This is a genomic window from Burkholderia sp. APQ4-4ca (assembly GCF_057837105.1).
This window is the reverse complement of record NZ_JBYQCG010000072.1, coordinates 126,776-153,253: the sequence shown is the minus strand read 5'-3', so window position 1 is coordinate 153,253 and position 26,478 is coordinate 126,776. Positions and strand designations below refer to the sequence as shown.

The 26,478-nt window shown below is 66.8% G+C and carries 25 protein-coding genes; 11 read left to right on the top strand and 14 right to left on the bottom strand.

Annotation, left to right across the window (positions count from 1 at the left end; genetic code table 11):
- Positions 1–16: 16 nt before the first annotated feature.
- Positions 17–757 (bottom strand): sulfite exporter TauE/SafE family protein, encoded by a 741-nt coding sequence (locus tag AC3IFE_RS06765; RefSeq protein ID WP_301738363.1) that lies wholly within the window; start codon positions 755–757, stop codon positions 17–19.
- Between the two features lie 132 nt (positions 758–889).
- Positions 890–1,891 (bottom strand): aldo/keto reductase, encoded by a 1,002-nt coding sequence (locus AC3IFE_RS06760; RefSeq protein WP_489189978.1) that lies wholly within the window; start codon positions 1,889–1,891, stop codon positions 890–892.
- 142 nt (positions 1,892–2,033) lie between these two features.
- On the opposite strand from AC3IFE_RS06760, the gene AC3IFE_RS06755 reads away from it, so the two are divergent.
- Complete coding sequence (locus tag AC3IFE_RS06755; RefSeq protein ID WP_301738365.1) at positions 2,034–2,945, top strand: LysR family transcriptional regulator; 912 nt, start codon at positions 2,034–2,036, stop codon at positions 2,943–2,945.
- Positions 2,946–2,988: 43 nt separating this feature from the next.
- Here the strand turns inward: AC3IFE_RS06755 and AC3IFE_RS06750 are convergent, their stop codons facing one another.
- Positions 2,989–4,143, bottom strand: a complete 1,155-nt coding sequence (locus AC3IFE_RS06750) for a porin (RefSeq protein ID WP_089470017.1) — start codon at positions 4,141–4,143, stop codon at positions 2,989–2,991.
- Between the two features lie 380 nt (positions 4,144–4,523).
- Here AC3IFE_RS06750 and AC3IFE_RS06745 point away from each other — a divergent pair, with 380 nt between their 5' ends.
- A complete protein-coding gene (locus AC3IFE_RS06745; protein WP_089470590.1) occupies positions 4,524–5,621 on the top strand; it encodes an OpgC domain-containing protein in 1,098 nt (365 codons plus the stop codon).
- A 61-nt stretch (positions 5,622–5,682) separates the two neighbouring features.
- Positions 5,683–6,627: an alpha/beta hydrolase gene (locus tag AC3IFE_RS06740; RefSeq protein ID WP_179233521.1), complete on the top strand. Its 945-nt coding sequence runs from the start codon at positions 5,683–5,685 to the stop codon at positions 6,625–6,627.
- Between the two features lie 96 nt (positions 6,628–6,723).
- On the opposite strand, the gene AC3IFE_RS06735 is transcribed toward AC3IFE_RS06740, so the two are convergent.
- Positions 6,724–7,938: an FAD-dependent monooxygenase gene (locus tag AC3IFE_RS06735; protein WP_301738368.1), complete on the bottom strand. Its 1,215-nt coding sequence runs from the start codon at positions 7,936–7,938 to the stop codon at positions 6,724–6,726.
- Between the two features lie 161 nt (positions 7,939–8,099).
- On the opposite strand from AC3IFE_RS06735, the gene AC3IFE_RS06730 reads away from it, so the two are divergent.
- The 3 genes from AC3IFE_RS06730 to AC3IFE_RS06720 all read left to right on the top strand — a co-directional run bounded on the left by AC3IFE_RS06730 (position 8,100) and on the right by AC3IFE_RS06720 (position 10,361).
- Entirely contained in the window at positions 8,100–9,044 is a 945-nt protein-coding gene (locus tag AC3IFE_RS06730; protein WP_089470019.1) for a LysR family transcriptional regulator, read from the top strand.
- A 34-nt stretch (positions 9,045–9,078) separates the two neighbouring features.
- Complete coding sequence (locus tag AC3IFE_RS06725; protein ID WP_144030156.1) at positions 9,079–9,450, top strand: hypothetical protein; 372 nt, start codon at positions 9,079–9,081, stop codon at positions 9,448–9,450.
- 152 nt (positions 9,451–9,602) lie between these two features.
- Positions 9,603–10,361 carry an SDR family oxidoreductase gene (locus AC3IFE_RS06720; RefSeq protein WP_301738369.1) on the top strand — a complete coding sequence of 253 codons (759 nt, stop codon included), beginning with the start codon at positions 9,603–9,605 and terminating at the stop codon, positions 10,359–10,361.
- Between the two features lie 53 nt (positions 10,362–10,414).
- Here AC3IFE_RS06720 and AC3IFE_RS06715 read toward each other — a convergent pair whose 3' ends face one another.
- A complete protein-coding gene (locus AC3IFE_RS06715; protein ID WP_301738370.1) occupies positions 10,415–10,837 on the bottom strand; it encodes a hypothetical protein in 423 nt (140 codons plus the stop codon).
- Here AC3IFE_RS06715 and AC3IFE_RS06710 point away from each other — a divergent pair.
- The 4 genes from AC3IFE_RS06710 (at position 10,799) to AC3IFE_RS06695 (ending at position 17,280) form a co-directional block, all read left to right on the top strand.
- Positions 10,799–11,026: a hypothetical protein gene (locus tag AC3IFE_RS06710; RefSeq protein ID WP_301738448.1), complete on the top strand. Its 228-nt coding sequence runs from the start codon at positions 10,799–10,801 to the stop codon at positions 11,024–11,026. The two genes, AC3IFE_RS06715 and AC3IFE_RS06710, sit on opposite strands and share 39 nt — an antisense overlap.
- Positions 11,027–11,371: 345 nt before the next feature.
- Complete coding sequence (locus tag AC3IFE_RS06705) at positions 11,372–14,626, top strand: efflux RND transporter permease subunit (RefSeq protein WP_301738371.1); 3,255 nt, start codon at positions 11,372–11,374, stop codon at positions 14,624–14,626.
- Positions 14,616–15,821: an efflux RND transporter periplasmic adaptor subunit gene (locus AC3IFE_RS06700; protein WP_301738372.1), complete on the top strand. Its 1,206-nt coding sequence runs from the start codon at positions 14,616–14,618 to the stop codon at positions 15,819–15,821. The genes AC3IFE_RS06705 and AC3IFE_RS06700 overlap by 11 nt, the downstream gene beginning before the upstream one ends.
- Positions 15,814–17,280, top strand: a complete 1,467-nt coding sequence (locus AC3IFE_RS06695) for an efflux transporter outer membrane subunit (protein WP_301738373.1) — start codon at positions 15,814–15,816, stop codon at positions 17,278–17,280. Before AC3IFE_RS06700 ends, AC3IFE_RS06695 begins: the two co-directional genes overlap by 8 nt.
- A gap of 349 nt (positions 17,281–17,629) precedes the next feature.
- On the opposite strand, the gene AC3IFE_RS06690 is transcribed toward AC3IFE_RS06695, so the two are convergent.
- Positions 17,630–17,839 carry a hypothetical protein gene (locus AC3IFE_RS06690; RefSeq protein ID WP_301738374.1) on the bottom strand — a complete coding sequence of 70 codons (210 nt, stop codon included), beginning with the start codon at positions 17,837–17,839 and terminating at the stop codon, positions 17,630–17,632.
- 278 nt (positions 17,840–18,117) lie between these two features.
- On the opposite strand from AC3IFE_RS06690, the gene AC3IFE_RS06685 reads away from it, so the two are divergent.
- Positions 18,118–18,423, top strand: a complete 306-nt coding sequence (locus AC3IFE_RS06685; protein ID WP_489189977.1) for a DUF4148 domain-containing protein — start codon at positions 18,118–18,120, stop codon at positions 18,421–18,423.
- Between the two features lie 147 nt (positions 18,424–18,570).
- Here AC3IFE_RS06685 and AC3IFE_RS06680 read toward each other — a convergent pair whose 3' ends face one another.
- From AC3IFE_RS06680 to urtA, 8 genes are all read right to left on the bottom strand, one after another.
- Positions 18,571–19,596, bottom strand: a complete 1,026-nt coding sequence (locus AC3IFE_RS06680) for an aliphatic amidase (RefSeq protein ID WP_301738375.1) — start codon at positions 19,594–19,596, stop codon at positions 18,571–18,573.
- A gap of 75 nt (positions 19,597–19,671) precedes the next feature.
- A complete protein-coding gene (locus AC3IFE_RS06675; RefSeq protein WP_489189976.1) occupies positions 19,672–20,007 on the bottom strand; it encodes an FmdB family zinc ribbon protein in 336 nt (111 codons plus the stop codon).
- 37 nt (positions 20,008–20,044) lie between these two features.
- Positions 20,045–21,283 (bottom strand): formamidase, encoded by a 1,239-nt coding sequence (gene fmdA, locus AC3IFE_RS06670; protein ID WP_089470026.1) that lies wholly within the window; start codon positions 21,281–21,283, stop codon positions 20,045–20,047.
- A 61-nt stretch (positions 21,284–21,344) separates the two neighbouring features.
- Positions 21,345–22,034 (bottom strand): urea ABC transporter ATP-binding subunit UrtE, encoded by a 690-nt coding sequence (urtE, locus tag AC3IFE_RS06665; RefSeq protein ID WP_089470027.1) that lies wholly within the window; start codon positions 22,032–22,034, stop codon positions 21,345–21,347.
- A 34-nt stretch (positions 22,035–22,068) separates the two neighbouring features.
- On the bottom strand, positions 22,069–22,812 hold the full coding sequence (gene urtD, locus AC3IFE_RS06660) for an urea ABC transporter ATP-binding protein UrtD (protein ID WP_489189975.1): 744 nt from the start codon (positions 22,810–22,812) through the stop codon (positions 22,069–22,071).
- A 3-nt stretch (positions 22,813–22,815) separates the two neighbouring features.
- Positions 22,816–23,985: an urea ABC transporter permease subunit UrtC gene (gene urtC, locus AC3IFE_RS06655; protein ID WP_489189974.1), complete on the bottom strand. Its 1,170-nt coding sequence runs from the start codon at positions 23,983–23,985 to the stop codon at positions 22,816–22,818.
- A gap of 55 nt (positions 23,986–24,040) precedes the next feature.
- On the bottom strand, positions 24,041–24,958 hold the full coding sequence (gene urtB, locus AC3IFE_RS06650; protein WP_089470593.1) for an urea ABC transporter permease subunit UrtB: 918 nt from the start codon (positions 24,956–24,958) through the stop codon (positions 24,041–24,043).
- 55 nt (positions 24,959–25,013) lie between these two features.
- Positions 25,014–26,288, bottom strand: coding sequence for an urea ABC transporter substrate-binding protein (gene urtA, locus AC3IFE_RS06645; protein WP_489189972.1), 1,275 nt, complete (start codon positions 26,286–26,288; stop codon positions 25,014–25,016).
- Positions 26,289–26,478 lie beyond the last annotated feature (190 nt).

Below are 26,478 nucleotides of genomic sequence, written 5' to 3'. Positions count from 1 at the left end.
GCGCCGGGGCGCACGCTCACCACCACCGCGATCCCGCCATATACGCGCCGAGCGCGATCAGCCCGACGAAGAAGCAACGCTTGAACATCTTCTCGCTCATCACGCGCCGCGCATATTGCCCGCCGGCCATCCCTGCGAGCGCCGGCACCAGCGCGAGCGCCGACACGCCGAGATCGACCGTCTGCAGTGCGCCCGTCACGCGCAACTGCAGGCCGAGCACGATCGTCGATGCGGTAAACGACAGCCCGAGCGCCTGGATCAGATCGTCCTTCGACAGCCGCAGCGCCTGCAGATAGGGCACGGCCGGTACGACGAACACGCCGGTCGCGGCCGTCACGACGCCCGTCAGGTAGCCGACCACGGCCGATAGCCATGTTTCATGGCGGCCCGGTGCGGGCAGCCGCGCCGCCGCCAGCCCCCACAGCCCGTAAAGCACCAGCACGATGCCGAGCGCCGTGTGCGTCCACGTACTGCCGGCTGCAAGCGCCGGCAACCCGCCCGTCAGTGTGCCGACGGTCAGGCCGACGAGCAGCGGCCACAGCCGGCGCAGCAGCGCGCCGAACGACGGACCGAGCCACAACTGCCACACGTTGGTGATGAACGACGGCACGAGCAGCAGGCTCGCTGCGGCCGACGGCGGCATCGCGAGCGTCAGCAGCCCCATCGCGATCGTCGGCAATCCGAGCCCGATCATCCCCTTGACCGCGCCGGCCAGCAGGAAAACCAGCACGATGATCGTCAGCGTATGAATTGGCATGGCAGGCATCCCGTCCGTTGAGTGCGGCGCCGATGGTGCCTGCCCGCCACGCCGCCCGCCATCTGGCTTTGCCTGAGGCTGGCTCGGGCCCGCCGGACGGGGCTTTCGGGACCGTCGATCCGGCCCCATGCGTCACCCCCGGCCCTGCTCGCTGTCGAGGTGCGCCATCTGCGCGGCCGGATAGCGCTCGCCGGCAGCCGCCCCGGCGGGAACCGCCGCTTCGATGCGGGTGAGCTCTTCGACCGTTAGTTGCAATTCAGTCGCCAGCAAACCGTCCCGCAGTTGCGTGCGCTTGCGCGCGCCGACCAGCGGTACGATGTCGGCGCCACGCGACAGTGCCCACGCAATCGCGACCTGCGCCGGATTGCTGCCCTTCTCGTCGGCGATCGTGCGCAGCGCGTCGACGAGCGCGAGGTTGTGCGTGAGGTTCTCGCCCTGGAAGCGCGGGCTCGCCGCGCGGAAATCGCGCTCGCCCTGCCGCGCCGCCGTCCAGCGCCCGCCGAGCAGCCCGCGCGACAGCACACCGTAGGCCGTCACGCCAATGCCGAGCTCGCGGCACGCGGGCAGGATCTCGGCCTCGATCCCGCGCGACAGCAGCGAATATTCGATCTGCAGATCGGCGATCGGCGCGACGGCGGCCGCGCGGCGAATCGTGTCCGCGCCGACTTCCGACAGTCCGACATGGCGCACGTAGCCGGCTTTCACGAGATCGGCGATCGCGCCGACCGTCTCCTCGATCGGCACCGCCGGGTCGACGCGGGCCGGCCGGTAGATGTCGAGGTAGTCGGTGCCGAGCCGCTTCAACGAGTACGCGACGAAGTTCCGGATCGCCGCGGGCCGCGCGTCGTAGCCGGCGAACCCGCCGGCCGGATCGCGCAGCGCGCCGAATTTCACGCTGATCAGCACCTGGTCGCGCGCCCGGCCGCGCAGTGCGTCGCGGATCAGCATCTCGTTGTCGCCCATCCCGTAGAAGTCGCCGGTATCGACCAGCGTGATGCCGTGGTCGAGCGCCGCATGCAGCGTCGCGATGCTTTCGCCGCGGTCGGCCGGCCCGTAGAAATCCGACATCCCCATGCAGCCGAGCGCGATCGCCGAAACCTGCGGGCCCGTGCGGCCCAGTTGACGCGTGTCCATGTCCGTTTCCTTCGAATGGTGAGTGGATGAAACGGATTCTGGCCGCACGACGCCGCCCGATAAACGCGAAACGCTCCACCAAACCATTCGACGCTGATTAACAATGGAGCCTGTTCCCGTTCCCGCCAAGGTGTTCGCCCGCATGGACCATCTGCAAGCAATGCGCGTCTTCGCGCGCGTCGCCCATCTCGGCAGCTTCACGAAAGCGGCCGAGCAGCTCCAGTTGCCGCGCCCGACGGTCAGCAATGCCGTCCAGTATCTGGAAAAGCACCTGAAGATCCGCCTGCTGCAACGCACGACGCGGCGCGTCGCGCTGACCGCCGAGGGCGCGACCTACTACGAGCGCTGCGTGCGGTTGCTCGCCGATCTCGACGACGCGGAAACGCTGTTCGAGGATGCCGGCGCGTCGCCGCGCGGCGTGATCCGCATCGACCTGCCCGAACGTTTCGCGCTGAACCAGGTGATTCCGGCGCTACCGGATTTCCATGCGCGCTACCCCGACCTGCGCGTCGCGATCAGCACGACCGACCGCTTCGTCGATCTCGTGGCCGACGGCATCGACTGCGCGGTGCGGGTCGGCGTGCTGTCCGACACGTCGCTCGTCGCGCGGCACGTCGGCGAGATGCCCCAGATCAACTGCGCGTCGCCCGCCTATCTCGCGCGACACGGCACGCCGCGCTCGCCGGACGATCTGCCGGACCACGTCGCGGTCGGCTATTTCTCGAGCCGCACGGGCCGCGAACTGGACTGGGAATATGCGGACATGGATTCGGGCGAGCTGCACACGGTGAAGATGCGCAGCGTCGTGTCGGTCAACAGTTCGCAGGCGTATCTCGCGTGCTGTGTCGCGGGCCTCGGGCTGATCCAGGCGCCGCGCGACGGGCTCGCGCCGCTGCTCGAGGGCGGCTCGCTGGTCGAGGTGCTGCCGGAATGGCAGGCGCCGCCGTTGCCGGTGTCGGTCGTGTTTCCGCACAGCCGGCATCTGGCCCCACGCGTGCGGATCTTCGTCGACTGGCTCGCGGAAACGCTCGGCGGCACGCACCGGGCGGACTGACGGCGGCCGTGCCGGGGCCGTTCGCCCCGGCGCCGGCGCCCGGTCAGAACTTGTGGCGGATCGCGGCGCGCACCGCGAACTGGTTCGACGATGCCGACGGCCCGTCCGTGCCGACGACATAGCCGCCGTCGGCGGCCGTGCCCGTCTTGTCGCCGCCCACCTTCTGCCATGCGCCCTGCAGATACACGTCGGTGCGCTTCGACAGGCTGTAGTCGGCCATCAGGCCGACCGTGTGGTACTTCGGCTTGAACGAGCCGGCCGCGGCATCGTACTTGCCGTCCGTGTACACGTACTGCGCGCCGAGGTAGAAATCGGGCGTGAGCTGGTATTTGCCGTTGATCTCGAAGTTCTGGAACTTCGTCGCGGTCAGCCCGAGGCCGGCGAACGTCGACGCCGGCAGATAGATCGTCGATACCGGGTTCTTCACGTCGGTCTTCGTATAGACGACGCCGACCGTCGCCGGGCCGAACGTGTAGTTGACGCCGCCGCCGAAGATGCGCAGCCGATCGGCGACGAAGTTCGCGTCGTCGGCCGCGATCGCGCCCGCGTTGCCGATGCCCGGGTTGTTCGCCTGCAGGTACGCGGCCGCGACCTGCAGCCCGGCCAGCGAATACTGCGCGCCGAGGCTGTACTGGCGGTTGTTCGAGAAGCCCGTGCTGTTGCTGAAGCTGTACGTGCCGCCGAACGTCAGGCCGTTCCAGTCGGCGCTCGCGTACTTGACCGTGTTGTTGACGCGGAACGAGTTGTCCGTGTTGTCGTTGTCGAACGGGTGCGAGAACAGCGTGCCGCCCCAGTTGCCGTTCGCGGTCAGCGGCGCGAGATAGTCGACGACGGCATCGTACTGGCGGCCGAAGGTCAGCGTGCCGAAGCGCGACTCGGACAACCCGACGAACGCCTGACGGCCGAACATCCGGCCGCCCTGGCCGAGCCGGCCGTTGTTCACGTCGAAACCGTTTTCCAGCGTGAAGACCGCCTTCAGCCCGCCGCCGAGATCCTCGCTGCCCTTCAGGCCCCACCGGCTGCCCTGCGCATAACCGCTCGCGAGCTGGTAATTGGTCTTTCCGACCCCATTGACGTTGACGTTGTTCGTGTAATTGAAGCCTTCGTCGATCACGCCGTACAGTGTCACGCTGGTCTCGGCGAAGGCCGGCGCGGCGAAGGCAGCGAGCGCGGCGGCAAAAATGACGTGCTTCCTCATGACGAATCTCCGGAGCCGGGGGCCGGGCTGGCCGTACGCCCGGCGAGTGTTCGATCTGTTGTATGTGTGGCCCGCAGGGCGGACGACGCGGTGTGCGGCCGCGTGAGGACAAAATGGTGTCACGACGCAAACCGTCCGTCCATCGGGTGCGGGTCGTCGCGCGCAAAGCGTTGCGCTCGTCCAACTGCCCCGTTGCGCGGACAGCCTGACGGGCTTGTCGGCAGCGGCGGGCCGGCCCGCCATCCGCGTAAACCCGGAACGCTTCGCATCGGTGGCACAATGCGCATCCGTCCGCCATTTCTCCACGAAGTCATGCTTCACCCCGATTCATGCGCGGCGCGTGCCGGCCGTGCCCGCGGCCCGCGCCGGAAGGCGCTCCGATGACCGCGCCGGCCCGGGCCGGCCGCTACGCCGAGCTCGATTTCTTCCGCGGCCTCGTGCTGCTCGTCATCGTCGTCGACCACATCGGCGGCAGCATCCTGTCGCGCGTCACGCTGCATGCGTACGCGCTGTGCGACGCGGCCGAGGTGTTCGTGTTCCTCGGCGGCTTCGCCACCGCCATTGCGTACAACTCGCTCGCCGAGCGGCACGACGAGGCCGCCGCGCGCCAGCGTTTCATCCGGCGTGCGTTCGAGATCTACCGTGCGTTCCTCGTGACGGCCGGCCTGATGCTGCTGATCACCGCCGCGCTGAATGCGCTCGCGATCGACGGCCCGAACATGCCGACCAACGATCTCGACGGGCTGCTGCACAAGCCGCTCGCCGCGCTGCGCGACATCCTGCTGTTCCGCCGCCAGCCGTACCTCGCGTCGGTGCTGCCGATGTATGCGTTCTTCGCGCTGCTCGTCCCGCTCGCGCTGCCGCTGGCGCGCACGCAGCCGTGGCTGATGCTCGCGTTCAGCGGATCGCTGTGGTACGCGGCGCCGCACGTCGCACGCTTCTTGCCGACCGTCGAAGGCGCGCCGTGGGATTTCAACCCGTTCGCGTGGCAGTTCCTGTTCGTGCTCGGCGTGATCGCGCGCTGCCAGCCCGTCTACCAGACCCTCGCGCCGAAGCCGCAGGGCTGGCTGCTGACGGCCGCGGCGCTCGCGATCGTCGCGGCCGGCGCGTACTACCGGCTGCGCATCGAGCCGTTCCCGACCGATCCGTCGATCAAGCAGAACCTCGGCGCGCTGCGGCTCGTGAACTTCCTCGCGATCGCATGGCTCGCGGCCAAGCTCGTGCACCTCGGCTGGATGAAGAAGGTCGCGCACGCGATGCCGTGGATCGGCACGATCGGCCGGCAGGGGCTGCTGTGCTTCGTCGCGGGCACCGGCATCTCGCTCGCGGTCGACTCGGTGCTCTACCAGGCGACCGAAGGCTATCTCGACGTGCCGCTCGGCCTCGCCGCCGACGCCGTCGCGATCGGGCTGCTGTATCTCGTGGCCAAACTCTACGGGCCGCTCGTCGCGCGGCTGCCGTTCCGCTCGCGGCCATGACGCGCCGCGCCGTCATGCGCCGCTGCTACGATAGCCGGCGCCACTCCCGAAACGATTCGCCATGCGCCGACTCGCCCTTCCGTTCGCCCTCGCCCTGATCGCCGGCGCGATCGCCACCGCCCATGCCACGCCGTCGGCGGCGCCTGCCGCCGCGCCGGCGCTATCGCCCGCGCCGCCGGCCATCCAGACCGCGACGACGCCGTCCGCCGCGCAGGAGCCGCCCGTCAATCCGGGCAGCGGCATCGTGCTGCGCACGTTCCGGTCGGCGTCGCTGAAGCGCGACTGGTCGTACACGGTCTACCTGCCGCCCGGCTACAACCCGGAAGGCGCACGCTACCCGGTGATGTACCTGCTGCACGGCAACGCGGGCAACGCGAACGACTGGGTCACGCAGGGCCGGCTGCAGGCCACCGCCGACACGCTGATCGAGCACCGCGACATCCCGCCCGTCGTGATCGTGATGCCGCAAGGCGGCACCGACTGGTACGTCGATCGCAAGGAGAAGATGCAGAGCGCGTTCCTCAACGACCTGCTGCCCGAAGTCGAAGCGCACTTCGCGGTGTCGAACCAGCGCGCGGGCCGCGCGATCGGCGGCGTGTCGATGGGCGGCTTCGGCGCGCTGCGCTTCTCGCTGCTCGAACCGGGGCTGTTCTGCGGCGCGATGCTGCTGAGCCCGGCCATCTACGCGAACGAGCCGCCGCTCAATTCCGCCGCGCGCTACGTCGGCGTGTTCGGCGATCGGCAGTTCGATTCACGCGTGTGGCACGAGTTGAACTATCCGGCGCTGCTGCGCGGCTATTTCGCGCGCAACTGGCGTGTGCCGATGTTCATCGCAGCCGGCGACGACGACCTGACGATCCAGGCGGAATCGAGCGTGCTGTACACGCACCTGCGCCGCGCGCAGAACCCGGCCGAGCTGCGCATCGTCGACGGCGGGCATACGTGGGACGTCTGGCGCGGGTTGCTCGGGCAGGGGTTGAAGTATGCGCTGGAGTGCGTGAAGTAACGCCCGGCGGCCGTTGCGGCGATCGTTCCGGGCTGGCGGGTCGGTAATCGGCCGACCGCCGTCGCTGACCGTCGTGCCCTGCGCGCCGCCCGCCGCTCAAAGCCACGTCCCGCCCTGTCGCTCGCTCGGCTCCGTATCGAGCGCATCGAAATCGTGGATCCAGTCCAGGTGATGCAGCACGCGATCGCGGTCGGCCAGCCGCGCGTTGCGTGCCTGCGCGGCCGGCCCGTCGGGAAGATGCAGCACGTCGGCTGCCGAGATCGACGCATATTGCACCTTGCGCGTCCGGCCGCGGCGCAGCCGCTCGTAGGCTTCCTGCGCTTCGCGCCAATTGCCCGGGCCGGCCTTCGCCAATTGCGCGGCCAACACCACCGCATCCTCGATCGACTGATTCGCGCCCTGCCCGTGATGCGGCACCAGCGCATGCGCGGCATCGCCGATCAACGTCACGCGCCCGCGGCTCCATCGGCCGAGCGGCGGACGGTGAAACAGCCCCCAGCGCTGGCTGATCGGCACGGCCGTGATCATCTGCACCACCGCCGGATGCCAGTTCCGGAACGTACGCAGTTGCTCGCCTTCCTCGGCCGGCATGACCCACTCGCGCGACGGCCACGGTGACGGGTGCCGCTCGACCAGCAGGAAATTCTGGTCGCCGTCATCGCCGATCGGATAGTGCAGCAGATGCCCATGCGGCCCGACCCAGAACTGGATCGTGTCGGGATCGGGCAGCAGGTCCATGCGCGCGGCCGGCACCACGCCGCGAAAACCCGAACAGCCCGAATACAGCGCATCGTCGTAGCCGAGCATCCAGCGTCGTGTGATCGAACGCGCGCCGTCCGCGCCGATCACGAGATCGGCGTCGACCTGCGTGCCGTTGTCGAACGACAGCGTCACGCGATCGGGGTGTTGCGCGAGGTCGACCAGACGATGGCCGAGATGGATGCAGTCGAGGCCGACCGCCGTCGACAGCACGGCCTGCAGATCCGCGCGATGCACGCCCCAGTACGCGCCGCCGAATTGCCGGCGATAGTCGGGGGCGCCGCGATGATGGCCGATCACCGCGCCGCTGCGCCCGTCGCGGTAGACGAGCCCCGGGATGTCCGCGCACACCGCATCGAAAGCCGCGCGCAAGCCCATGCGTTCGTAGAAGCGCGTCGCATTGGCCGACAGCGCGACCGCCGCGCCGACTTCGCGCAATTCAGGCGTCTGCTCGTAGAGTTGCGCGTCGATGCCGTGCTCGCGCAACGCGAGCGCGAGGGTCAAGCCGCCGATGCCGGCGCCGACGATCGCAATCTTCAGGTTCGTCTGCATGATGAAGGTGTCTCCGATGTATGTGAGGTGTGCGGCGGGCTCGGCGCTCGTGCCGAATGCATGCGCCGTATCGGTATTTTCAGGAGTGGACTTTTATCCGGCAATAAAATGAAATGAATCTGCTTCATCACTGAATGCAATGAACCGGGCTACGCGCAACGATGGAACTGAGCGAGATCGATCTCAACCTGCTGCTGCTTTTCCAGCGGCTGATGCAGGAACGGCGCGTATCGAGCGTCGCCGAGCAAATGAACATGAGCCAGCCAGGCGTCAGCAACGCGCTCGCCAAGCTGCGCCGCCGGCTCGGCGATCCGCTGTTCGTGCGCGGGCCCGGCGGCGTCGTGCCGACACCGTTCGCGCTGCGTCTCGCGGAACCCGTGTCGCAGGCGCTCGCGACGCTGCACGCCGCGCTGAACCCCGACACCGGCTTCGATCCGCTGCACGCCACGCGCACGCTGACGATCGGCATGACCGATATCGGCGAAGTCGTGTTCCTGCCCGCGCTGCTCGAACACTTGTCGCATGCGGCGCCGGGCATCGCGCTGAACACCGTGCGCAACACGAGCGTCAATCTCGGCGACGAAATGGCCGACGGCCGCGTCGATCTCGCGATCGGCCTGCTGCCGCAACTGAAGGGCGGGTTCTATCAGCGCCGGCTGTTCGATCAGCGCTATGTATGCCTGTTCCGGCGCGGGCATCCGCTCGAGGGGGCGCCGCTGACGGTCGACGCGTGGCGCGACGCCGAACATCTGGTCGTGGTGTCGGCCGGCACCGGGCACGGGCAAGTGGACGAATGGCTGACGCGTCGCCGCGTGAAGCGCCAGGTGCGGTTGACGGTGCCGCATTTCATGAGCGTGGGCTACATCCTGCAGCGCACCGACCTGATCGCGACGGTGCCCGAGCACCTCGCGTTGCAACTCGCCGCGCCGTTCTCGCTCGGCTGGCGTGCGCTGCCCGTCACGCTGCCCGGCGCGCCGATCCATATGCTGTGGCACACGCGGGTCAATCAGGACGAAGGGAACCGCTGGCTGCGCGATGTGGTGGTCGAGTTGTTTGCGGAAACCGGTGCGCGAACGCGAAAGGCCGCGGCCGGCCGGCGGACATGATCATGGCGATCGCCTGTCACGGAGAACCCCATCGATGAATCCCAGACGCGTGCATGCGCTCTATCTCAAACATCGTCCCGACGTGGAACTGGTCAAATGCGAATGGATTCATCTACTGTCGACCGGCAGCGTCGATCGCGACCTTCTCTGGAAGATGCTGTCGACGATCGGTTCCGCGGACGTCGTCATCCACGTTCGTCGCAAGATCGGCGATTTTCTGCCGATCGAACCCGCCATCGCTTTTATCGGCGAACACATCGGCAAAGGGCAGATGCTCGTTTCCGATCGCGCATTCACGAACTTCGTCGTCGTCGCGCACAACGGCGTGGCGGCGACCTGGCCACAATGCCTGACGCGAAGCCGGATCGATTTGCTGCCGCGCGCGCCAAACGCCACGGCGATATAGTCGACCGATCGCGAGAGCGTGTCGCGCGGCCAATCGCGCTTCGCGGCTCTGCATCAACCGGCCGGTCGTGCATTTCGACTACATTGCCGAAGTGGCGACGGCATCGACCCTCGCCCGCCTCCCCCGCCATTCAACCCGCAGGAAATCACGCCATGTCCGTCTCGAAGAAATTCGCCGCCGTCACGGGTGCCGGCTCCGGCATCGGTCGCTCCACGGCCATCGCACTCGCCCAGGCCGGCTTCACCGTCGCGCTGCTCGGGCGCACTGAGGCGTCGCTGCGCGACACGCAGGACGCCATCCGCGTCGCCGGCAGCGACGCCGAGGTGTTTCCGGTCGACGTCACCGACGAAGCATCGGTCGACCACGCGTTCGCACAGATCGCGCAACGGTTCGGCCGGCTCGATGTCCTGTTCAACAATGCCGGGCGCAACGCCCCGGTCGTGTCCCTCGACGAATACGAACTCGACGTGTGGAACAGCGTCGTCGCAACCAACCTCACCGGCGTATTCCTGTGCGCGCGCGCCGCATGGCGGCTGATGAAAACGCAGACGCCGCAGGGCGGCCGAATCATCAACAACGGCTCGATCTCGGCGCACGCGCCGCGCCCCGATACGATCGCGTACACGGCCACCAAGCACGCGGTGACCGGAATCACGAAGTCGCTGGCGCTGGACGGCCGCCGCTACAACATCGCGTGCGGCCAGATCGACATCGGCAACGCCGCGACGTCGCTCACGGAACGGATGACGCAAGGCGTCCCGCAAGCGGACGGCAGCCTGGCGCCCGAGGCGCGGATGGACGTCGCGCATGTCGCGAATGCGGTCGTCCAGATGGCGAATCTGCCGCTCGATACCAACATCCTCAACATGACGATCATGGCGACGACGATGCCGTTCGTCGGGCGCGGATAGCGCGCGGTGCGACTGGCGCCGGGAGGCAGCATCACGCATTGACTGCTGCCGAATCACCCCGTCGCGCGGCCGCTGCATGCCAGCGCGCTTACGGCACGGATTCGGTGCGGCAGGCCGATCGCCCGCCGCTCGTCCTCGAGCAGTTGCGCCAGCGAAGCGTGCAACCGTTCGAGGCTGCGCGGCGGTAGTGCAAAGCTTGCCCAGCCGAGCCCGCCATGACGCAGTAACAGCACCACGCCTCCTTCCAGCGGATGGCGCTCGGCATACCAGCAGGGATCCATTTCCGTCACGAATGGCTGCCCGTGCGGCGGACGCTCCGGCACCGCCGGCCGCATCGACGCGCGCAGCAAGCTCAAGTACTGGATGACCGCGTCCACGTCTTCCGGATCGAGCACGGCCGCGCCCCGTTCGATCGACATCAGCACCACGAGCTTGCCGTGCTCTTCGATCATCTTGATGCTCAACGGTTGTGCCATGTTTGTCGTCCTTGCCGGAATTACACGATCCAAGTATCGACCTCGGTACACGCGAACCGGCTGAAGATCGGCGATCCGCGCATGAAGCTTTTTTTAGAAAGCGCCGGGAAAGTGCGCGGCTTCATCGGTTACGCGGTCGACCACTGTCGCGTGCCCGACCGCGTCGCCATGCAGCTCGCCGCTGCCTGATTCCGCCGATCACATTGCGCATACGCTGCGTGACGAAGGCCACCGGGTCGACGGCGCGCGGCTGCCGACCGAGTGCCACTTGCTCGCATTCCTGACGCGCAACGCTGGCCGCGTGCTCACGCGCACGACGATCTTCGAGGCCGTGCGGGCTACCGCTTCGGTCGGCGGCTCGCGACCACCTGCCCGGCTGAGCCCGCCCGTTCCTTAAAACTTGTTTCATCTTTTTTGCGACCGGCTGTTAGTGGACGCTCCGCAGAATCCGGTCATCGGTTGCGCATCGGGTCTTTCCCGAGGACGCGCACAGCCGGCTCTTCTTCACGACGATATTGAACGGAGCAGCACCTCATGCTGAAAATTGTCCGGCTCGCGCTCGCCCGGCCCTATACGTTCGTCGTACTGGCGCTGCTGATCCTGATCGCGGGCCCGCTCGCGGCAGTCCGCACGCCCATCGATATCTTTCCGGACATCCGCATTCCGGTGATCAGCGTCGTCTGGAACTACGCGGGCCTGCAGCCGGACGACATGTCCGGACGCGTGATCACGTACTACGAGCGCACGCTCGGCACGACGGTCAACGATGTCCAGCACATCGAGTCGCAATCGTTCCGCGGCTACGGCATCGTGAAGATCTTCTTCCAGCCGACGGTCGATATCCGCACGGCGACCGCGCAGGTCACGTCGATCTCGCAGACCGTGCTCAAGCAGATGCCGCCCGGCACCACGCCGCCGCAGATCCTCAACTACAACGCGTCGACCGTGCCCGTGCTGCAAATCGCACTGACCAGCAACACGCTCGACGAACAGAAGCTGGAGGATTACGCGGTCAACTTCATTCGACCGCAGTTGCTGTCGGTGCCCGGCGTCGCGATTCCGACGCCGTACGGCGGCAAGGCGCGCGAAGTGCAGATCGACCTAGACCCGCAGGCGCTGCAGTCGAAAGGGCTGTCGGCGCAGGACGTCGCGCACGCACTCGCGCAGCAGAATCAGATCATCCCGGCCGGCACGCAGAAGATCGGCCGCTTCGAATACAACATCAAGCTCAACAACAGCCCGCTCTCGCTCGATGCGCTGAACGACCTGCCGATCAAGTCGGTCGACGGCACGACGATCGACATCCGTGACGTCGCGCACGTGCGCGACGGCTACCCGCCGCAAGGCAACATCGTGCGCGTGGACGGCCACCGCGCGGTGCTGATGAGTATCCTGAAGAACGGCTCCGCCTCGACGCTCGACATCATCGCCGGCGTGAAGGCGAAGCTGCCGCTGGTCGAACAGACGCTGCCGCCGGGCCTGACGCTCGTCACGATGGGCGATCAGTCGACCTTCGTGAAGGGCGCCGTGAGCGGCGTGGCGCGCGAAGGCATCCTCGCCGCGGCGCTGACCTCGCTGATGATCCTGCTGTTCCTCGGCTCGTGGCGCTCGACGCTGATCATCGCCGCGTCGATCCCGCTGGCCGTGCTCTCGGCCATCGCGCTGCTCGCGGCCACCGGCGAAACGCTGAACGTGATGACGCTCGGCGGCCTCGCGCTCGCGGTCGGGATCCTGGTCGACGACGCGACGGTGACGATCGAGAACGTGAACTGGCACCTCGAACAGGGCAAGGACACGCGCACCGCGATCGTCGACGGCGCGAAGCAGATCGTGATGCCGGCGCTCGTCTCGCTGCTGTGCATCTGCATCGTGTTCGTGCCGATGCTGATGCTCGACGGCATCTCGCGCTTTCTGTTCGTGCCGATGGCCAAGGCGGTGATCTTCTCGATGGCGTCGTCGTTCGTGCTGTCGCGCACCTTCGTGCCGATGCTCGCGCAATACCTGCTCAAGCCGCACGCATCGGCCGGTCACGCGTCGGGCGAACTTGCCGCGGTGATGGATCCGCACGCTGGCCATGCCGGCGCGCACGACGTCCCGCCAGCGCGCAACCCGCTGGTGCGCTTCCAGCGCGCCTTCGAGCGCCGCTTCGAAGCCGTGCGCGCGTCGTACCGGATCCTGCTGGGCCTCGCGCTCACGCGCCGCAAGCCGTTCGTCGGCGCCTTCCTCGGCATCGTGGCCGCGTCCTTCCTGCTCGCGCCGTGGCTCGGCCGCAATTTCTTCCCGACCATCGATTCCGGCGAGATCGCGCTACACGTGCGTGCGCCGGTCGGCACGCGTGTCGAGGAAACCGCCGCCGAACTCGACCGCATCGAGAACACGATTCGCGGCGTGATTCCGCCCGCGCAGTTGCGCGAAGTGATCGACAACATCGGCTTGCCGAACAGCGGGATCAATCTGACCTACAACAACAGCGGCACGCTCGGGCCGCAGGACGGCGACATCCTGATCTCGCTGTCGCGCGATCACGCGCCGACCGCCGACTACGTGCACACGCTGCGCGAACGCCTGCCGCGCGCCTATCCGGGCACCACGTTCTCGTTCCTGCCCGCCGACATCGTCAGCCAGATCCTCAACTTCGGCGCACCGGCGCCGGTCGACCTGCAGGTGGCCGGCCCGAACCAGCAGGCCAATCTCGCCTATGCGCGCGAGCTGTACCGCAAGCTGCGCCTGATCGCCGGCGTCGCGGATCCGCGCATCCAGCAGGCCGGCACCTATCCGCAGTTCACGGTGACGGTCGACCGCACGCGCGCCGACCAGCTCGGCATCACCGAGCAGGACGTGACGAACTCGGTGGTCGCGACGCTCGCCGGCACCAGCCAGGTCGATCCGACCTACTGGCTCAACCCGCACAACGGCGTGTCCTATCCGATCGTCGCGCAAACGCCGCAGTACAGGATGACCACGCTGTCGGCGCTGCAGAACCTGCCGGTCACCGGCGCGAACGGCCAGTCCCAGTTGCTGGGCGGCCTCGCCACGATCACGCGCGGTGTCGGCAACGCGGTGGTGTCGCACTACGACATCGAGCCGCTGTTCGACATCTATGCGACTACCCAGGGGCGCGACCTCGGCGCGGTCGCGGCCGACATCGACGGCATCGTCAAGGCCACCGCAAAGGATCTGCCCAAGGGCTCGACCGTCACGCTGCGCGGCCAGGTGCAGACCATGAACGGCGCGTTCGCGGGCCTGCTGCTCGGCCTCGTGGGCGCGATCGTGCTGATCTACCTGCTGATCGTCGTGAACTTCCACTCGTGGGCCGACGCGTTCGTGATCGTCTCGGCACTGCCCGCGGCGCTGGCCGGCATCGTCTGGATGCTGTTCACCACGCATACGCCGCTGTCGGTGCCGGCGTTGACCGGCGCGATCCTGTGCATGGGGGTGGCCACAGCCAACTCGATCCTCGTCGTCAGTTTCGCGCGCGAGCGCCTGGCCGACACCGGCAACGCGCTGGCCGCCGCGCTCGAAGCTGGTTTCACGCGGTTCCGCCCGGTGCTGATGACCGCGCTCGCGATGATCATCGGCATGGCGCCGATGGCGCTCGGCCTCGGCGACGGCGGCGAGCAGAACGCGCCGCTCGGCCGCGCGGTAATCGGCGGCCTCGCATGCGCGACGATCGCGACGCTGTTCTTCGTTCCCGTCGTGTTCAGCCTCGTGCATCGGCGCGACGCGCTGAAGCACGACGCTTCCCGCGCCTCTTCCCTTTCCGCGTCCGGAGCTTCCCATGTCCACTGAGATCGATATCAAGTCGCCGAAACGGCTGCCCAACCTCAAGCTCGTCGCCACGCTCACCGCGCTGATCGCGGTCGGCATCGTCGCGACCGGCATCGTCGGCCGCGCGCACGCGAAACAGGACATGACCACCTGGTCCGCCGAACAGGCGGTGCCGACCGTGGCCGCGTACACGCCGTCGGCCGGCGACGCAGGCGCCGCGCTCGTGCTGCCCGGCCACCTGTCCGCGTTCGAGAGCGCACCGATCCACGCGCAGGTGTCGGGCTATCTGCATGCGTGGTACACCGATATCGGCGCGCACGTGAAGTCAGGGCAACTGCTCGGGCTGATCGATACGCCCGAACTCGACCAGCAATTGCTGCAGGCGCGCGCCGACCTGCAAAGTTCGCTCGCCAACGAGAAGCTGGCCGCGTCCACGGCCGCGCGCTGGACCAGGATGCTCGCGCAAGATTCGGTGTCGCAGCAGGAAACCGACGAAAAGACCAGCGACCTCGCGGCCAAGCAGGCGATCGTCGCCGCCAACGAGGCCAACGTGCGGCGCCTCGAGGCACTGGAGGCGTTCAAGCGCATCGTCGCGCCGTTCGACGGCGTCGTCACCGCGCGCAAGACCGACATCGGCCAGTTGATCTCGGCCGGCGGCGGCACCGGCCCGGAGCTGTTTGCCGTGTCCGACGTCCACCGGATGCGCGTCTACGTGAGCGTGCCGCAGAACGAGGCCGCCGCGATCCGCCCCGGCATGACTGCCACGCTGACCGTGCCGGAGCATCCGGGCGAGACCTTCCGGGCGACACTCGCCGACACCGACGATTCGATCGCCGATTCGACCGGCACGCTGCTCGTGCAGTTGATGGTCGACAACCGCGACGGCAAGCTGATCCCCGGCGAATACACCGAAGTGCATTTCGCGCTGCCGGCCGGCAGCACCCACGTGCTGACGATTCCGGCCAGCGCGTTGATCTTCCGGCAGGCCGGCCTGCAGGTCGCCGTGGTCGGCAAGGACAATCGCGCGGTATTCAAGCCCGTGACGATCGCGACCGATCTCGGCACGCACGTGCAGATCGCGACCGGCCTCGCGCCGGACGATCGCGTGATCGACAACCCGCCCGACTCGCTGGCCGACGGCGACCCGGTCAGGCTCGCGGCACCGGCCCCCACCATTGCATCGGCCAAGCACGACACGGAGCGTGCGCATGGCTAAGCGGCTTCGGCTCTGCGCGATGCTCGCCGGCGTCGCGTTCCTCTGCGCGTGCTCGTTCGCGCCCGCCTATCGCGCGCCGCGAACGGCGCTGCCGGCCAGCTTCAAGGAAGCGGGCGGCTGGCAGCCCGCGAAGCCGGCCGACCGCATCGCGCGCGACGGCTGGTGGAAGGCATTCCGCGACCCCGTACTCGACCGGCTCGAAGCCCGGGTGGCCGCGGCCAACCCCGACGTGGCCGCGGCCGTGGCCCGCCACGACGAAGCGGCCGCGCTGTTCGATCAGGCGCGCTCGGGCCTCTTCCCGACCATCGGTCTCGGCGCGCAGCTCTCGAGCAACCGTCAATCGGCCACGCGGCCGCTGCGCGGCTCGAACCAGCCGAACGTCTATGGCGACAACACACTCGACGCCCGCTTCGACTACGACCTCGACTTGTGGGGCAAAGTCCGCAACGAAGTCGCGGCCGGGCGTGCCGACGAACAGGCCAGCGCGGACGATCTCGCGTCGGTGCGGCTGAGTCTGCAAGCCAGCCTCGCCCACGCGTATTTCAGCCTGCGCGGGCTCGACCAGCAGCAACAGTTGCTGGCCGACACGATCGACACGTATCAGCGCGCGCTACGCCTGACGATGAGCCGGCACGCGGGCGGCATCGCGTCCGATCTCGACGTGTCGCGCGCGCAGACGCAGCTCGATTCGGCCCGCGCGTCGGCCGAGGATATACGAGCGAGGCGCGCGCTTGACGAGCATTCGATCGCGACGCTCACGGGCGTGCCGGCGTCGTCGTTCTCGCTGACGCCGGACCTGAACGCGGCGTATCTGCCGACGATCCCGGCCGGCATTCCCGCGACGCTGCTGCAGCGGCGTCCCGACGTCGCAGCCGCCGAGCGGCGCATGGCCGCCGCCAACGCGAAGATCGGCGTGGTGCGCGCGGCGTTCTTCCCCGACATCACGCTCGGGCTGGTCGGCGGCTACCAGAGCTCGGGCCTCGGCCACTGGCTCAGCGCGCCGAACGAGATCTGGTCGATCGGGCCCAGCCTCGCGCTGACGCTGTTCGACGGGGGCCGGCGCCAGGCGCTCACCGACCAGGCGCGCGCGCGGCTGGCCGAAAACGGCGCGAAATACCGCGTGGTGGTGCTCGATGCGTGCCGGCAGGTGGAAGACAACCTCGCACTCGCGCACCACCTCGGCGACGAAGCCGATCGCGAGCAGGAGGCGCTCGACGCGGCCGAACGCACGTTGCAGTTGTCGATGTCGCGCTATCGGGACGGCGTCGTCAGCTATCTCGACGTGGTGACGGCGCAGGCCACCGAACTCGATACCAGGGTCGCGATGCTGGAGCTGGACACGCGCCGGCAACTGGCGGCGGTGGGATTGATCGCCGCGCTGGGTGGCGGGTGGTCGACGGATGAGGCCGCATCCGGTACGCAAGCGCCGGCCGCGACGACGCCCCGTTCAGCGAACTGATTCCCTTGCGACACGGACGAGGCGTGTCGCATTTCGAGGCACCCGTCGCGATGACGGGTGCCGCTTTTTACGTCGGCCCGACTACTCGGAATGCTTCACGACGTGCCGGTTTCATGCCGCCGCGACTGCACACCGATGCATGAATTTCTTTTCACGTTGCGTATGCCGATCCGCTAATGTCCGTGCCTCATGCTTGTCCTCGACCGTGCGCGGCACCGACACGCCGCGCCTCTGCCATCGCAGGGCGCCCGTCATGTTCGTTGCGCGGCCGGAACCGCGCGTTCATGCGTCCGGCAGCGTCACCGGGTAACCGTAGCTGGTCACCTTATCGATCCGGACGTCGGGCAGATCAGCCGTGGTGCGATTGTGCGCCCAATCTGTCCACGCGATGCGACGCGAGATTGCGTTCGGCATCGATCGCACGATCACTATGTTCGGCTTTTGCGTGCGCGAGCGTCACATCGGCGATCGCGAGTCCGGTTCCCTGCACCTTCGCGAACGCCGGCAGCGACGAACACGCGAGCGCGACCAGGCCGGCCATCATGACGGTTGATTTCATTGCGTTACCCCCTGGGCGCACCGCGCGGTGCGCGGCTTCGATTGATCCATCGCTCGACGATACGCCGCTGCGCCTGACCATCCGGGCACACGCGCATGAAGGATTCTTTAACTTTTAGCGCATGCGGCAGCCCGTGCATGACCCGATCCGGGTTTGCATAAAACATGTTTCATCCTCGCGCTGCTGTTTGGATAGCCCGCTGTCCCTAATCTTCGTCTTGCGGCCGACGCAGGCATCCTGCCGTACGGCCTCTATTCAACGCTAGCCAGGAGCCGAAGATGAATCACCCCGCCCGCTACCTCGTCTGCGCCGCCATGCTCGCATCGAGCGTCTCCGCGCATGCCGAGACGAAACTTACGCCGGCGCACTGCCATGACTATCCGTTCGTGCACACGAACGGACAGGTCTCCCACCGACAGCTCGTCAACGAACTGAACGAGCTGGAATCCGTCGGCTACGACCCGTCGTCCGGAGACGAGAGCAGCTATCCCGACGATATCGATTCGGCGCAGGCGCGCCTGATGCAGAAGTATCGGCATGATTGTGCCGGGGCGGCCAATACCGTCGCGTCGAGCGGTAACTGAATCGCCCCCGGGAACCCAAGCCGCTCGACGCTAGAGGCACCGACCGAAATAGCGCGACTCATCGAAGACTTCCTTGCCGCGGCAAAAAACCGAATGGCGTACCGCACCTGCCGCACGATGAACGCCCGACGCTCACGGCGCGCATACTCACTTTTCGTGCGGAATGCCGTCGATCGGGCACTCCGGCGTGCCGGGCGTTGCGCGCGTGAGCGCTTCGACACGACGGCGCATCGCGTCGGGATCCGCAACCCAGTCGCGATAGAAGCCGAACGGGCATTCGGCGACGCCATTCGCGCCGTCGCCGGAATGGATCGTGCCGGTATAACCGCGATGCAGCAGCTTGTACAGATGGTTCTGCGACTGCATGTTGCGCCGCGCGTCGCGAATCATGCCGAGCGACAGCTCCGCATACTGCACGCCCATTTCCTCCTCGCCGCATTCGCCGAGTGTGCGCCCGTCGAACCCGACGATCGCCGAATGGCCGAAGTACGAATACACGCCGTCCCAGCCGGTGGCGTTGGCCACGGCCACGTAAGTGTTGTTCATCCACGCCATGGCCTTCGCGACCATCACCTGCTGCTCTTTCGCCGGGTACATATAGCCCTGGCAGCGCACGATCAGCTCCGCGCCATTCATCGCGCAGTCGCGCCAGATCTCCGGATAATTGCCGTCGTCGCAGATGATCAGGCTGATCTTGAGGCCCTTCGGCCCATCCGTCACATAGGTGCGATCGCCCGGATACCAGCCTTCGATCGGTGTCCACGGCATGATCTTGCGATACTTCTGCACGATCTCGCCGCGATTGTCGATCAGCACGAGCGTGTTGTACGGCACCTTGCGCGGATGCGCCTCGTGGCGCTCGCCCGTGATCGAGAACACGCCCCACACGTTGGCCTTGCGGCACGCCGCCGCGAAAATATCCGTCTCCTCGCCGGGAATCGTGGACGCCGTGTCGAACATTTCCTGACGGTCGTACATGATGCCGTGCGTGGAATACTCGGGGAACACCACGAGATCCATGCCCGGCAAACCCTGCTTCATGCCTGCCACCATGTCGGCGATGCGGCGCGCGTTGTCGAGCACCTCCGCCTTCGTGTGCAGACGCGGCATCTTGTAGTTGACCACCGCGACGCCCACGCAGTCGCGGCTACTCGAAATATCACCATGTCGCATGACGCTTCCTCCTTGAACTCGTTGACGCCGCGCGCGACGGCCTGTTCGCAGGCATCGGCTCGCGCGCGGCACACCTCAGTGGCTGATCATCCACGGACGCCCCGCCGGCCGCTTGAGGCCGTCCGACGCCGTGCCCGCAAGCTTCGACGCGCCACCCGAGCAACAACTGCAACCGGCGCGATGACGTAGCGGCGGCCCGTCGGCGGACTGGCGCGGCGCGTGCGCGGCACGTTCGTTGGTCGCGTGCGCGGCGCGACGCGTGCCCCCCATCAGCGCCAGCGATGGCGCGCTGATGACGCGCCCACCTTCCGCGCCGCAGTCGGGACAGCGGCACGGTTTCTCGCGATCCGCGATGCGGCGCATCACGGAGAACGGCCCGCAGCTTGCGCATTCGAAGTCGTAGATTGGCATGACGGCCTCCTGTTCCTGCGTCATTTCAATGTGTCGTTTACGCGTTCGCGAGATCCGGCGAACACGGCAGATCGACGCCGCCCTGGATGTGCCGGATCGGGCCGTCGGCATTCGGGCGAATGTCGAAGTCGAAGATCTGCGTGGGCAGCCACAAGGTCGCGCACGCGTTCGGAATGTCCACCACGCCGCTGATATGCCCCTGCACCGGCGCACAGCCCAGCAACGAATACGCTTGCGCCCCTGAATAGCCGAATTTCTTCAGGTACTCGATCGCGTTCAGACACGCCTGGCGATACGCGGTGGTGACGTCGAGATAATGTTGCCCACCGTGCTCGTCGACGGAAATGCCCTCGAAAATGAGGTAATCGTTATAGGTCGGCGTGATCGGGCTGGGCTGAAAGACGGGGTTGCGAATACCGTATTTCGCCATGCCGCCCTTGATGAGATTCACGCGCATATGCACCCAGCCGGCCATTTCGATCGCGCCGCAGAACGTGATCTCGCCGTCGCCCTGGCTGAAGTGCAGGTCGCCGACCGACAGGCCCGCGCCATCCACGTACACGGGGAAAAACACCTTCGAGCCGCGCGACAGATCCTTGATGTCGCAGTTGCCGCCGTGCTCGCGCGGCGGCACCGTGCGTGCGCCCTGCGCGGCCGCCTGGTCGCGCGCCTCGCCCGCGAGCTTGCCCATGTGCGCGGTGGCCGCGAACGGCGGATTCGCGAGCGGCGGCACGCGATCGGGCGCGGTGGCGATCAGGCCGGTTTCGCGCGCGTTCCAGGTCTCCAGCAGCGTCGGGTCGGGCAGGCAGCCGATCAGGCCCGGGTGAATCAGGCCCGCGAAATTCACGCCGGGAATATGGCGCGAGCTCGTATAGACACCATGAAAATCCCAGATCGATTTTTGCGCGCTGGGGAAATGGTCGGTGAGAAAGCCGCCGCCGTTCGTCTTCGAAAAGAAGCCGTTGAAACCCCATTGGCTATCCGCCTTCGCGCCGATGTCGAGCAGGTCGACCACCAGCAGGTCGCCCGGCTCCGCGCCGTGCACGCCCACCGGGCCGGACAGAAAGTGCACGATCGACAGGTCGATGTCGCGCACGTCGTCGGCGCTGTCGTCGTTCTTGATGAAGCCGCCGGTCCAGTCGTAGGTTTCGAGGATGAAATCGTCACCGGGCTTGACCCAGCAGGCCATCGGAATGTCGGGGTGCCAGCGGTTGTGCACCTGTTCGTTTTCGTAAGCCGACTGGTTCAGATCGACCTTGATGAGAGTCTCGGGCATGGCGTTCGCTCCTGGGTTCGCGGATTGACAGACGGCGCGGCGCGCAAACGCCGCACCGCGCTCAGACGGACAGGTATTCGCGGATGCGGTCGGTGTCGCCCGCATCGCGCGTGCTTTGGTGCACGAAGCGCCCGCCCTCGATCACGAACAGGCGGTCGGCCACGTCGAGCGCGAAACTCAACACCTGTTCCGATACGACGATGGCGATGTTGCGACTCGTGCGAATCTGGTTGAGCGCCTTGGCGATGTCCTTGATGACGGACGGCTGGATGCCTTCGGTCGGCTCGTCCAGCAACAGCACTTTCGGGTCGGTCGCGAGCGCGCGCGCGATCGCGAGTTGCTGTTGCTGGCCGCCCGACAGATTGCCGCCCTTGCGCTTTCTCATGTCGAACAGCACGGGAAACAACGCGTACAGTTCGTCGGGTACGCGCTGGCTCTGCGCATTTTCGAGGCCCGTCTGAATGTTTTCCTCGACGGTCAGCGACGCGAAGATCTGCCGTCCTTGCGGCACGTAGCCGATGCCTTTCGACACGCGGCGGTAGCTCTCGTCCTTCGAAACGTCGGCGCCGGCCACGCGTACCGTGCCTCGATTGGCGGGCAGCATGCCGATCAGCGCCTTGAACAGCGTGGTCTTGCCCATCCCGTTGCGGCCCATCACGGCCACGCTTTCGCCCTGCGCGACGGAAAAGTCGATGCCGTGCAGCACTTCGCTCTGCCCATAGCTGACGACGAGATCGTCGACTTCCAGCATGATGTGTTCTCCGTGTTGTCGTTCGGTAACCGAATCAATGACCCAGGTAGACGTCGATCACGCGCGGATCGGCCTCCACCTGCGCCATCGGCCCTTCCGCGAGAATCTTCCCCTGATGCATGACCGTGACCTTGTGCGCGACGCGCTCCACGAAGGCCATGTCGTGCTCGATCACGATCATCGAGCGGTTGCGGCAGATGCGGTCGAGCAGATCGGCGGTCAGTTCGCGCTCGCGCATGCTCATGCCCGCGATCGGTTCGTCGAGCATCAGCAGTTCGGGATCCTGCATGAGCAGCATGCCGATTTCGAGCCACTGCTTCTGGCCGTGCGACAGCAGCCCCGCTTCCAGATCGAGCGCGGCGGCGAGGCCGATTTCGTTGGCCACGTCGCGCACGCGATCGGCCACGTCGGCATCCTCGCGATAGGCGAGCGCGCCGAACACGCCGCGTCCGCGCGGAAACGACACCTCGAGGTTCTGCGCCACGCTCAGGTTTTCGTAGATCGACGGCGTCTGGAACTTGCGGCCGATCCCTTTGCGCACGCGGCGGAATTCCGCGAGATGCGTGATTTCCTCGTTGCGGAACTTGATGCTGCCCGCCGTTTCCTTCGTCTTGCCGCAAATGAGGTCGAGCAGCGTGGTCTTGCCCGCGCCGTTCGGGCCGATCACCACGCGCAGCTCGCCGCGTTCGAGATATAGATTGAGCGAATCGATCGCCTTGAAGCCGTCGAACGACACGGTCAGGTCCTCGATCGCGAGCAGAAAGTCGGTATTGCTCATGCTTCACGCCTCCTCGTTCGCCGCACCGAACAGCCGCCGCACGCGCGGGCGCACATGCTCGTCGTAGAGACCGGCCAGCCCGTTCGGAAACACCATCACCACGCCGATGAACATCGCCGCCATCAGATAGAGCCAGAGGTTCGGAAAGCTCTCCGAGAACCAGCTCTTGCCGAGATTGACGAGAATCGCGCCGTACACCGCGCCGACCAGCGACATGCGCCCGCCAATGGCCGCGTAGATCACCATTTCGATCGACGGCACGATGCCGACGAACGATGGCGACATGAAGCCCACCTGCAGCGTGAACATCGCGCCGCCGATCGCCGCGAGCATCGCCGCGAGGCAGAACGCGAACACCTTGAACATCGCGACGTCGTAGCCCGAGAAGCGCACGCGGTCTTCCTTGTCGCGCATCGCGAGCAACAGCGTGCCGAGCTTGCTGCGCTGAACCCAGCGGCCGGCGAGCAGCGCGCCGATCAGCAACGCGGCGTTCACGAAGTACAGGATCAGCTTCGCGTGATCGGTGCGGATGTCCCAGCCGAGCAGCGTGCGCAGATCGGTGATGCCGTTCACGCCGCCCGTATAGCCTTGCTGGCCGATGATCAGCACCGAGAGGATCAGCGCGACCGCCTGCGTGATGATCGCGAAGTACACGCCGCCCACGCGCCGCTTGAACATCGCGTAGCCGATCACGAAAGCGAGCGCGGTGGGCACGACGAGCACCGCGAGGATCGAGAACGGCAACGAGTGAAACGGCTTCCACCACGTGGGCAGCGCGGTGAGCTGGTTCCAGTCCATGAAGTCGGGAATCCCCGGCGTGGTCTGCGTGTGCGTGGCGGCCGGATCGGACGCCTCGAGCTTCAGAAACATCGCCATCGCGTAGCCGCCGAGGCCGAAGAACACGCCCTGGCCGAGACTGAGCACGCCGCCGTAGCCCCACGCGATCACGAGGCCGATCGCCACGAACGCGTAGGTCAGGTACTTGCCCATCAGGTTCAGGCGGAACGTGTCGAGCGCGAGCGGAAACACGACCACGATCAGCAGCGCGAGCAGCACGATGCCCGCGTAGCCCGACGTGTCGAGCCGCGCCACGCGGGCTCGCCAGCCGGCCGGCGGCGCACCCCGGCCGGATCGCGGGGATACGCCGACCGCCGCGGGTTGGATGGGTTCCATGTCCATCTCTCCAGTCGAATGAAGCTGTGAATGAGGCTTGTGCATGAGCGCGGGCTTAAACGCGTCGCACCTTCGACGCGAACAGGCCCTGCGGACGCAGCATGAGAATCACGACGACGGTGAGCAGCGTGAGCACGCGTGCGATCGAGCCCGACAGAAAGAACTCGCTGATCGACTGCATCTGCGCGATGCCGAACGCCGACGCCACGGTGCCAAGCAGGCTCGCCGCGCCGCCGAACGTCACGACGAGAAACGAGTCGACGATATAGAGCGAGCCGCTCGTCGGGCCCGTCGAGCCGATCGCCGTGAAGGCCGCCCCCGCCACGCCCGCGATCCCGCAGCCGATCGCGAACGTCATGCGGTCGGTACGCCGCGTGTTGATGCCTGCCGCGTTCGCCATCGGCCGGTTCGCGACCGTGGCGCGCACGCGCAAGCCCCAGCGCGACCGATAGAGCGCGAGCAGCAGGCCGCCCGTCATCAGCAGCGCGAGGCCCATCACGAACATGCCGCTCACCGGAATGTCGAGGCCGGGCGTGGGCTCCCACGAACCCATCAGCCAGTCGGGCAGCGCCGGACTCACTTCCTTCGGCCCGAAGGTCGAGCGGAACACCTGCTGCATGCCGAGGCTCAAGCCCCAGGTGGCGAGCAGCGTGTCGAGCGGACGCTTGTACAGATGGCGGATCAGCGCCCACTCGGCGAGCCAGCCCGCCGCGAAGGCCAGCGCGAACGCCGCGAGAATCGCGAAGAAGAAATACACGGGCGTGAGCGCGTGCCAGACGTTCTGCGAAAACCACGAGAACATGTAGACCGTATACGCGCCGATCGTCATGAATTCCCCGTGCGCCATGTTGATCACGCCCATCTGGCCGAAGATCACGGCGAGCCCGAGCCCCATCAGGAGCAGGACGCTGAAGAGGCTCAGACCGGCGAAGCCCTGCATCAGCGTGATGTTGAAAATATCGGTAGCTGACATCGAACGCTCCTCGCGCGGCGGCGTCATCGGCCGCCGCGCCGCTGCGGTTGACGGATTACATGTAGCCCTTCGGGAACGGATTCGGCTGGATCGGTTGCTCCGACTGCGCGACGACCTTGAACTGGCCGTCCGCCTGGCCCTGCCCGATCAGCGAGCGGCTCCACAAGTGGTGGTTCGCATCGACCTTCGCGTAGCCTTGCGGCGCGTTCGCCACTTCGATGCCCGCCGAGTGCGCGACCACCTTGTCGACGTCGAAGCTGCCCGCGCGCTCGCACGCGGCCTTCCAGATCCACGGGCCGAGATAGGCGGCCTGCGTCACGTCGCCGATCACCGACTTCTGGCCGTAGCGCGCCTTGAACGCCGCGACGAACTTCTTGTTGTTCTCGTTATCGAGCGACTGGAAGTACTTCATCGACGAATAGAAGCCCGCGAAGTTGTCGCCGCCGATGCCGAGCACTTCGTCTTCCGTGACCGACAGCGTCAGCAGGAATTGCTTCTGCGGCGTGATGCCCGCGGCCTTGAGCTGCTTGTAGAACGCCACGTTCGAGCCGCCCACCACGGTCGCGAAGATGCAGTCCGGCCGCGCGAGCTTGATCTTGTTCATCAGCGACGCGAATTCGGTCGTGCCGAGCGGGTAATACTCCTCGCCCACCACCTTCGCGTGCAGATGCTGCTCGATATGGCGGCGCGCGAGCTTGTTGGACGTGCGCGGCCAGATGTAGTCGGAGCCGATCAGGAAGAAGGTCTTGGCCTTCTTCGTGTTCGACGCCCAGTCGAGCGCCCAGAGAATCTGCTGGGTCGCTTCCTGGCCGGTGTAGAACACGTTCTTCGACTGTTCGAGACCTTCGTAGAAGGTCGGGTAATAGAGCAGGCCGTTGTCCTTCTCGAATACCGGCAGCACCGCCTTGCGCGAGGCCGAGGTCCAGCAGCCGAACACCGCCGCGACGTGGTCGTTCTCCAGCAGTTTCTTCGACTTTTCGGCGAAGGTCGGCCAGTCGGACGCGCCGTCTTCCTGAATGATCTGCACCTTGCGGCCGAGTACGCCGCCCATCGCGTTGATCTGCTCGATGGCGAGGCGCTCGGCCTGGATCGAGCCGGTTTCGGAAATCGCCATCGTGCCCGTGGCCGAGTGAAGCTGGCCGACCGTCACCGTGGTGTCCGTGACCGCGAGGCGCGTGGTGTTGACCTTCGCCGTGGGCGGCGTCTGCGCCAACGCGCCGCGCGGCAGGCCAAGCGCCATCAGCGGCGCGGCGGCGAGACCGCCGAGCATTTTCCGGCGCAGCGGCGAAGGCATCCGGGCATCGTCATCGAGTCGATCGTCTGCGGACATCACGTTCTCCTTATCGGGTGCCCGGCGCGGAGCGCTGCGGGCTGGGTCGAGGTTGGACGCAATGTAAAAAGCCAATTTGAGGATCGGAATACGTCAATCGACGTATTCCCGGTGCGTGGACTGGAATGTAATTTGCATTGCAGGGCGATCCTGAGCGGTGTGGCCCGCCGTTGTGCCGTTCGCGCCCCGC

What these genes read in the sequence shown, in the direction of transcription:
- AC3IFE_RS06725 (WP_144030156.1), top strand. Translation starts at nt 9,079, where the DNA reads ATGAATCCCAGACGCGTGCATGCGCTCTATCTCAAACATCGTCCCGAC.
- AC3IFE_RS06765 (WP_301738363.1), bottom strand. Translation starts at nt 757, where the DNA reads ATGCCAATTCATACGCTGACGATCATCGTGCTGGTTTTCCTGCTGGCC.
- AC3IFE_RS06750 (WP_089470017.1), bottom strand. Translation starts at nt 4,143, where the DNA reads ATGAGGAAGCACGTCATTTTTGCCGCCGCGCTCGCTGCCTTCGCCGCG.
- AC3IFE_RS06685 (WP_489189977.1), top strand. Translation starts at nt 18,118, where the DNA reads ATGAATCACCCCGCCCGCTACCTCGTCTGCGCCGCCATGCTCGCATCG.
- AC3IFE_RS06705 (WP_301738371.1), top strand. Translation starts at nt 11,372, where the DNA reads ATGCTGAAAATTGTCCGGCTCGCGCTCGCCCGGCCCTATACGTTCGTC.
- AC3IFE_RS06760 (WP_489189978.1), bottom strand. Translation starts at nt 1,891, where the DNA reads ATGGACACGCGTCAACTGGGCCGCACGGGCCCGCAGGTTTCGGCGATC.
- fmdA (WP_089470026.1), bottom strand. Translation starts at nt 21,283, where the DNA reads ATGCCCGAGACTCTCATCAAGGTCGATCTGAACCAGTCGGCTTACGAA.
- urtE (WP_089470027.1), bottom strand. Translation starts at nt 22,034, where the DNA reads ATGCTGGAAGTCGACGATCTCGTCGTCAGCTATGGGCAGAGCGAAGTG.
- AC3IFE_RS06675 (WP_489189976.1), bottom strand. Translation starts at nt 20,007, where the DNA reads ATGCCAATCTACGACTTCGAATGCGCAAGCTGCGGGCCGTTCTCCGTG.
- AC3IFE_RS06730 (WP_089470019.1), top strand. Translation starts at nt 8,100, where the DNA reads ATGGAACTGAGCGAGATCGATCTCAACCTGCTGCTGCTTTTCCAGCGG.
- AC3IFE_RS06720 (WP_301738369.1), top strand. Translation starts at nt 9,603, where the DNA reads ATGTCCGTCTCGAAGAAATTCGCCGCCGTCACGGGTGCCGGCTCCGGC.
- AC3IFE_RS06745 (WP_089470590.1), top strand. Translation starts at nt 4,524, where the DNA reads ATGACCGCGCCGGCCCGGGCCGGCCGCTACGCCGAGCTCGATTTCTTC.
- AC3IFE_RS06690 (WP_301738374.1), bottom strand. Translation starts at nt 17,839, where the DNA reads ATGAAATCAACCGTCATGATGGCCGGCCTGGTCGCGCTCGCGTGTTCG.
- urtD (WP_489189975.1), bottom strand. Translation starts at nt 22,812, where the DNA reads ATGAGCAATACCGACTTTCTGCTCGCGATCGAGGACCTGACCGTGTCG.
- AC3IFE_RS06680 (WP_301738375.1), bottom strand. Translation starts at nt 19,596, where the DNA reads ATGCGACATGGTGATATTTCGAGTAGCCGCGACTGCGTGGGCGTCGCG.
- AC3IFE_RS06700 (WP_301738372.1), top strand. Translation starts at nt 14,616, where the DNA reads ATGTCCACTGAGATCGATATCAAGTCGCCGAAACGGCTGCCCAACCTC.
- urtA (WP_489189972.1), bottom strand. Translation starts at nt 26,288, where the DNA reads ATGTCCGCAGACGATCGACTCGATGACGATGCCCGGATGCCTTCGCCG.
- AC3IFE_RS06715 (WP_301738370.1), bottom strand. Translation starts at nt 10,837, where the DNA reads ATGGCACAACCGTTGAGCATCAAGATGATCGAAGAGCACGGCAAGCTC.
- AC3IFE_RS06740 (WP_179233521.1), top strand. Translation starts at nt 5,683, where the DNA reads ATGCGCCGACTCGCCCTTCCGTTCGCCCTCGCCCTGATCGCCGGCGCG.
- AC3IFE_RS06735 (WP_301738368.1), bottom strand. Translation starts at nt 7,938, where the DNA reads ATGCAGACGAACCTGAAGATTGCGATCGTCGGCGCCGGCATCGGCGGC.
- urtB (WP_089470593.1), bottom strand. Translation starts at nt 24,958, where the DNA reads ATGTCAGCTACCGATATTTTCAACATCACGCTGATGCAGGGCTTCGCC.
- AC3IFE_RS06755 (WP_301738365.1), top strand. Translation starts at nt 2,034, where the DNA reads ATGGACCATCTGCAAGCAATGCGCGTCTTCGCGCGCGTCGCCCATCTC.
- AC3IFE_RS06695 (WP_301738373.1), top strand. Translation starts at nt 15,814, where the DNA reads ATGGCTAAGCGGCTTCGGCTCTGCGCGATGCTCGCCGGCGTCGCGTTC.
- urtC (WP_489189974.1), bottom strand. Translation starts at nt 23,985, where the DNA reads ATGGAACCCATCCAACCCGCGGCGGTCGGCGTATCCCCGCGATCCGGC.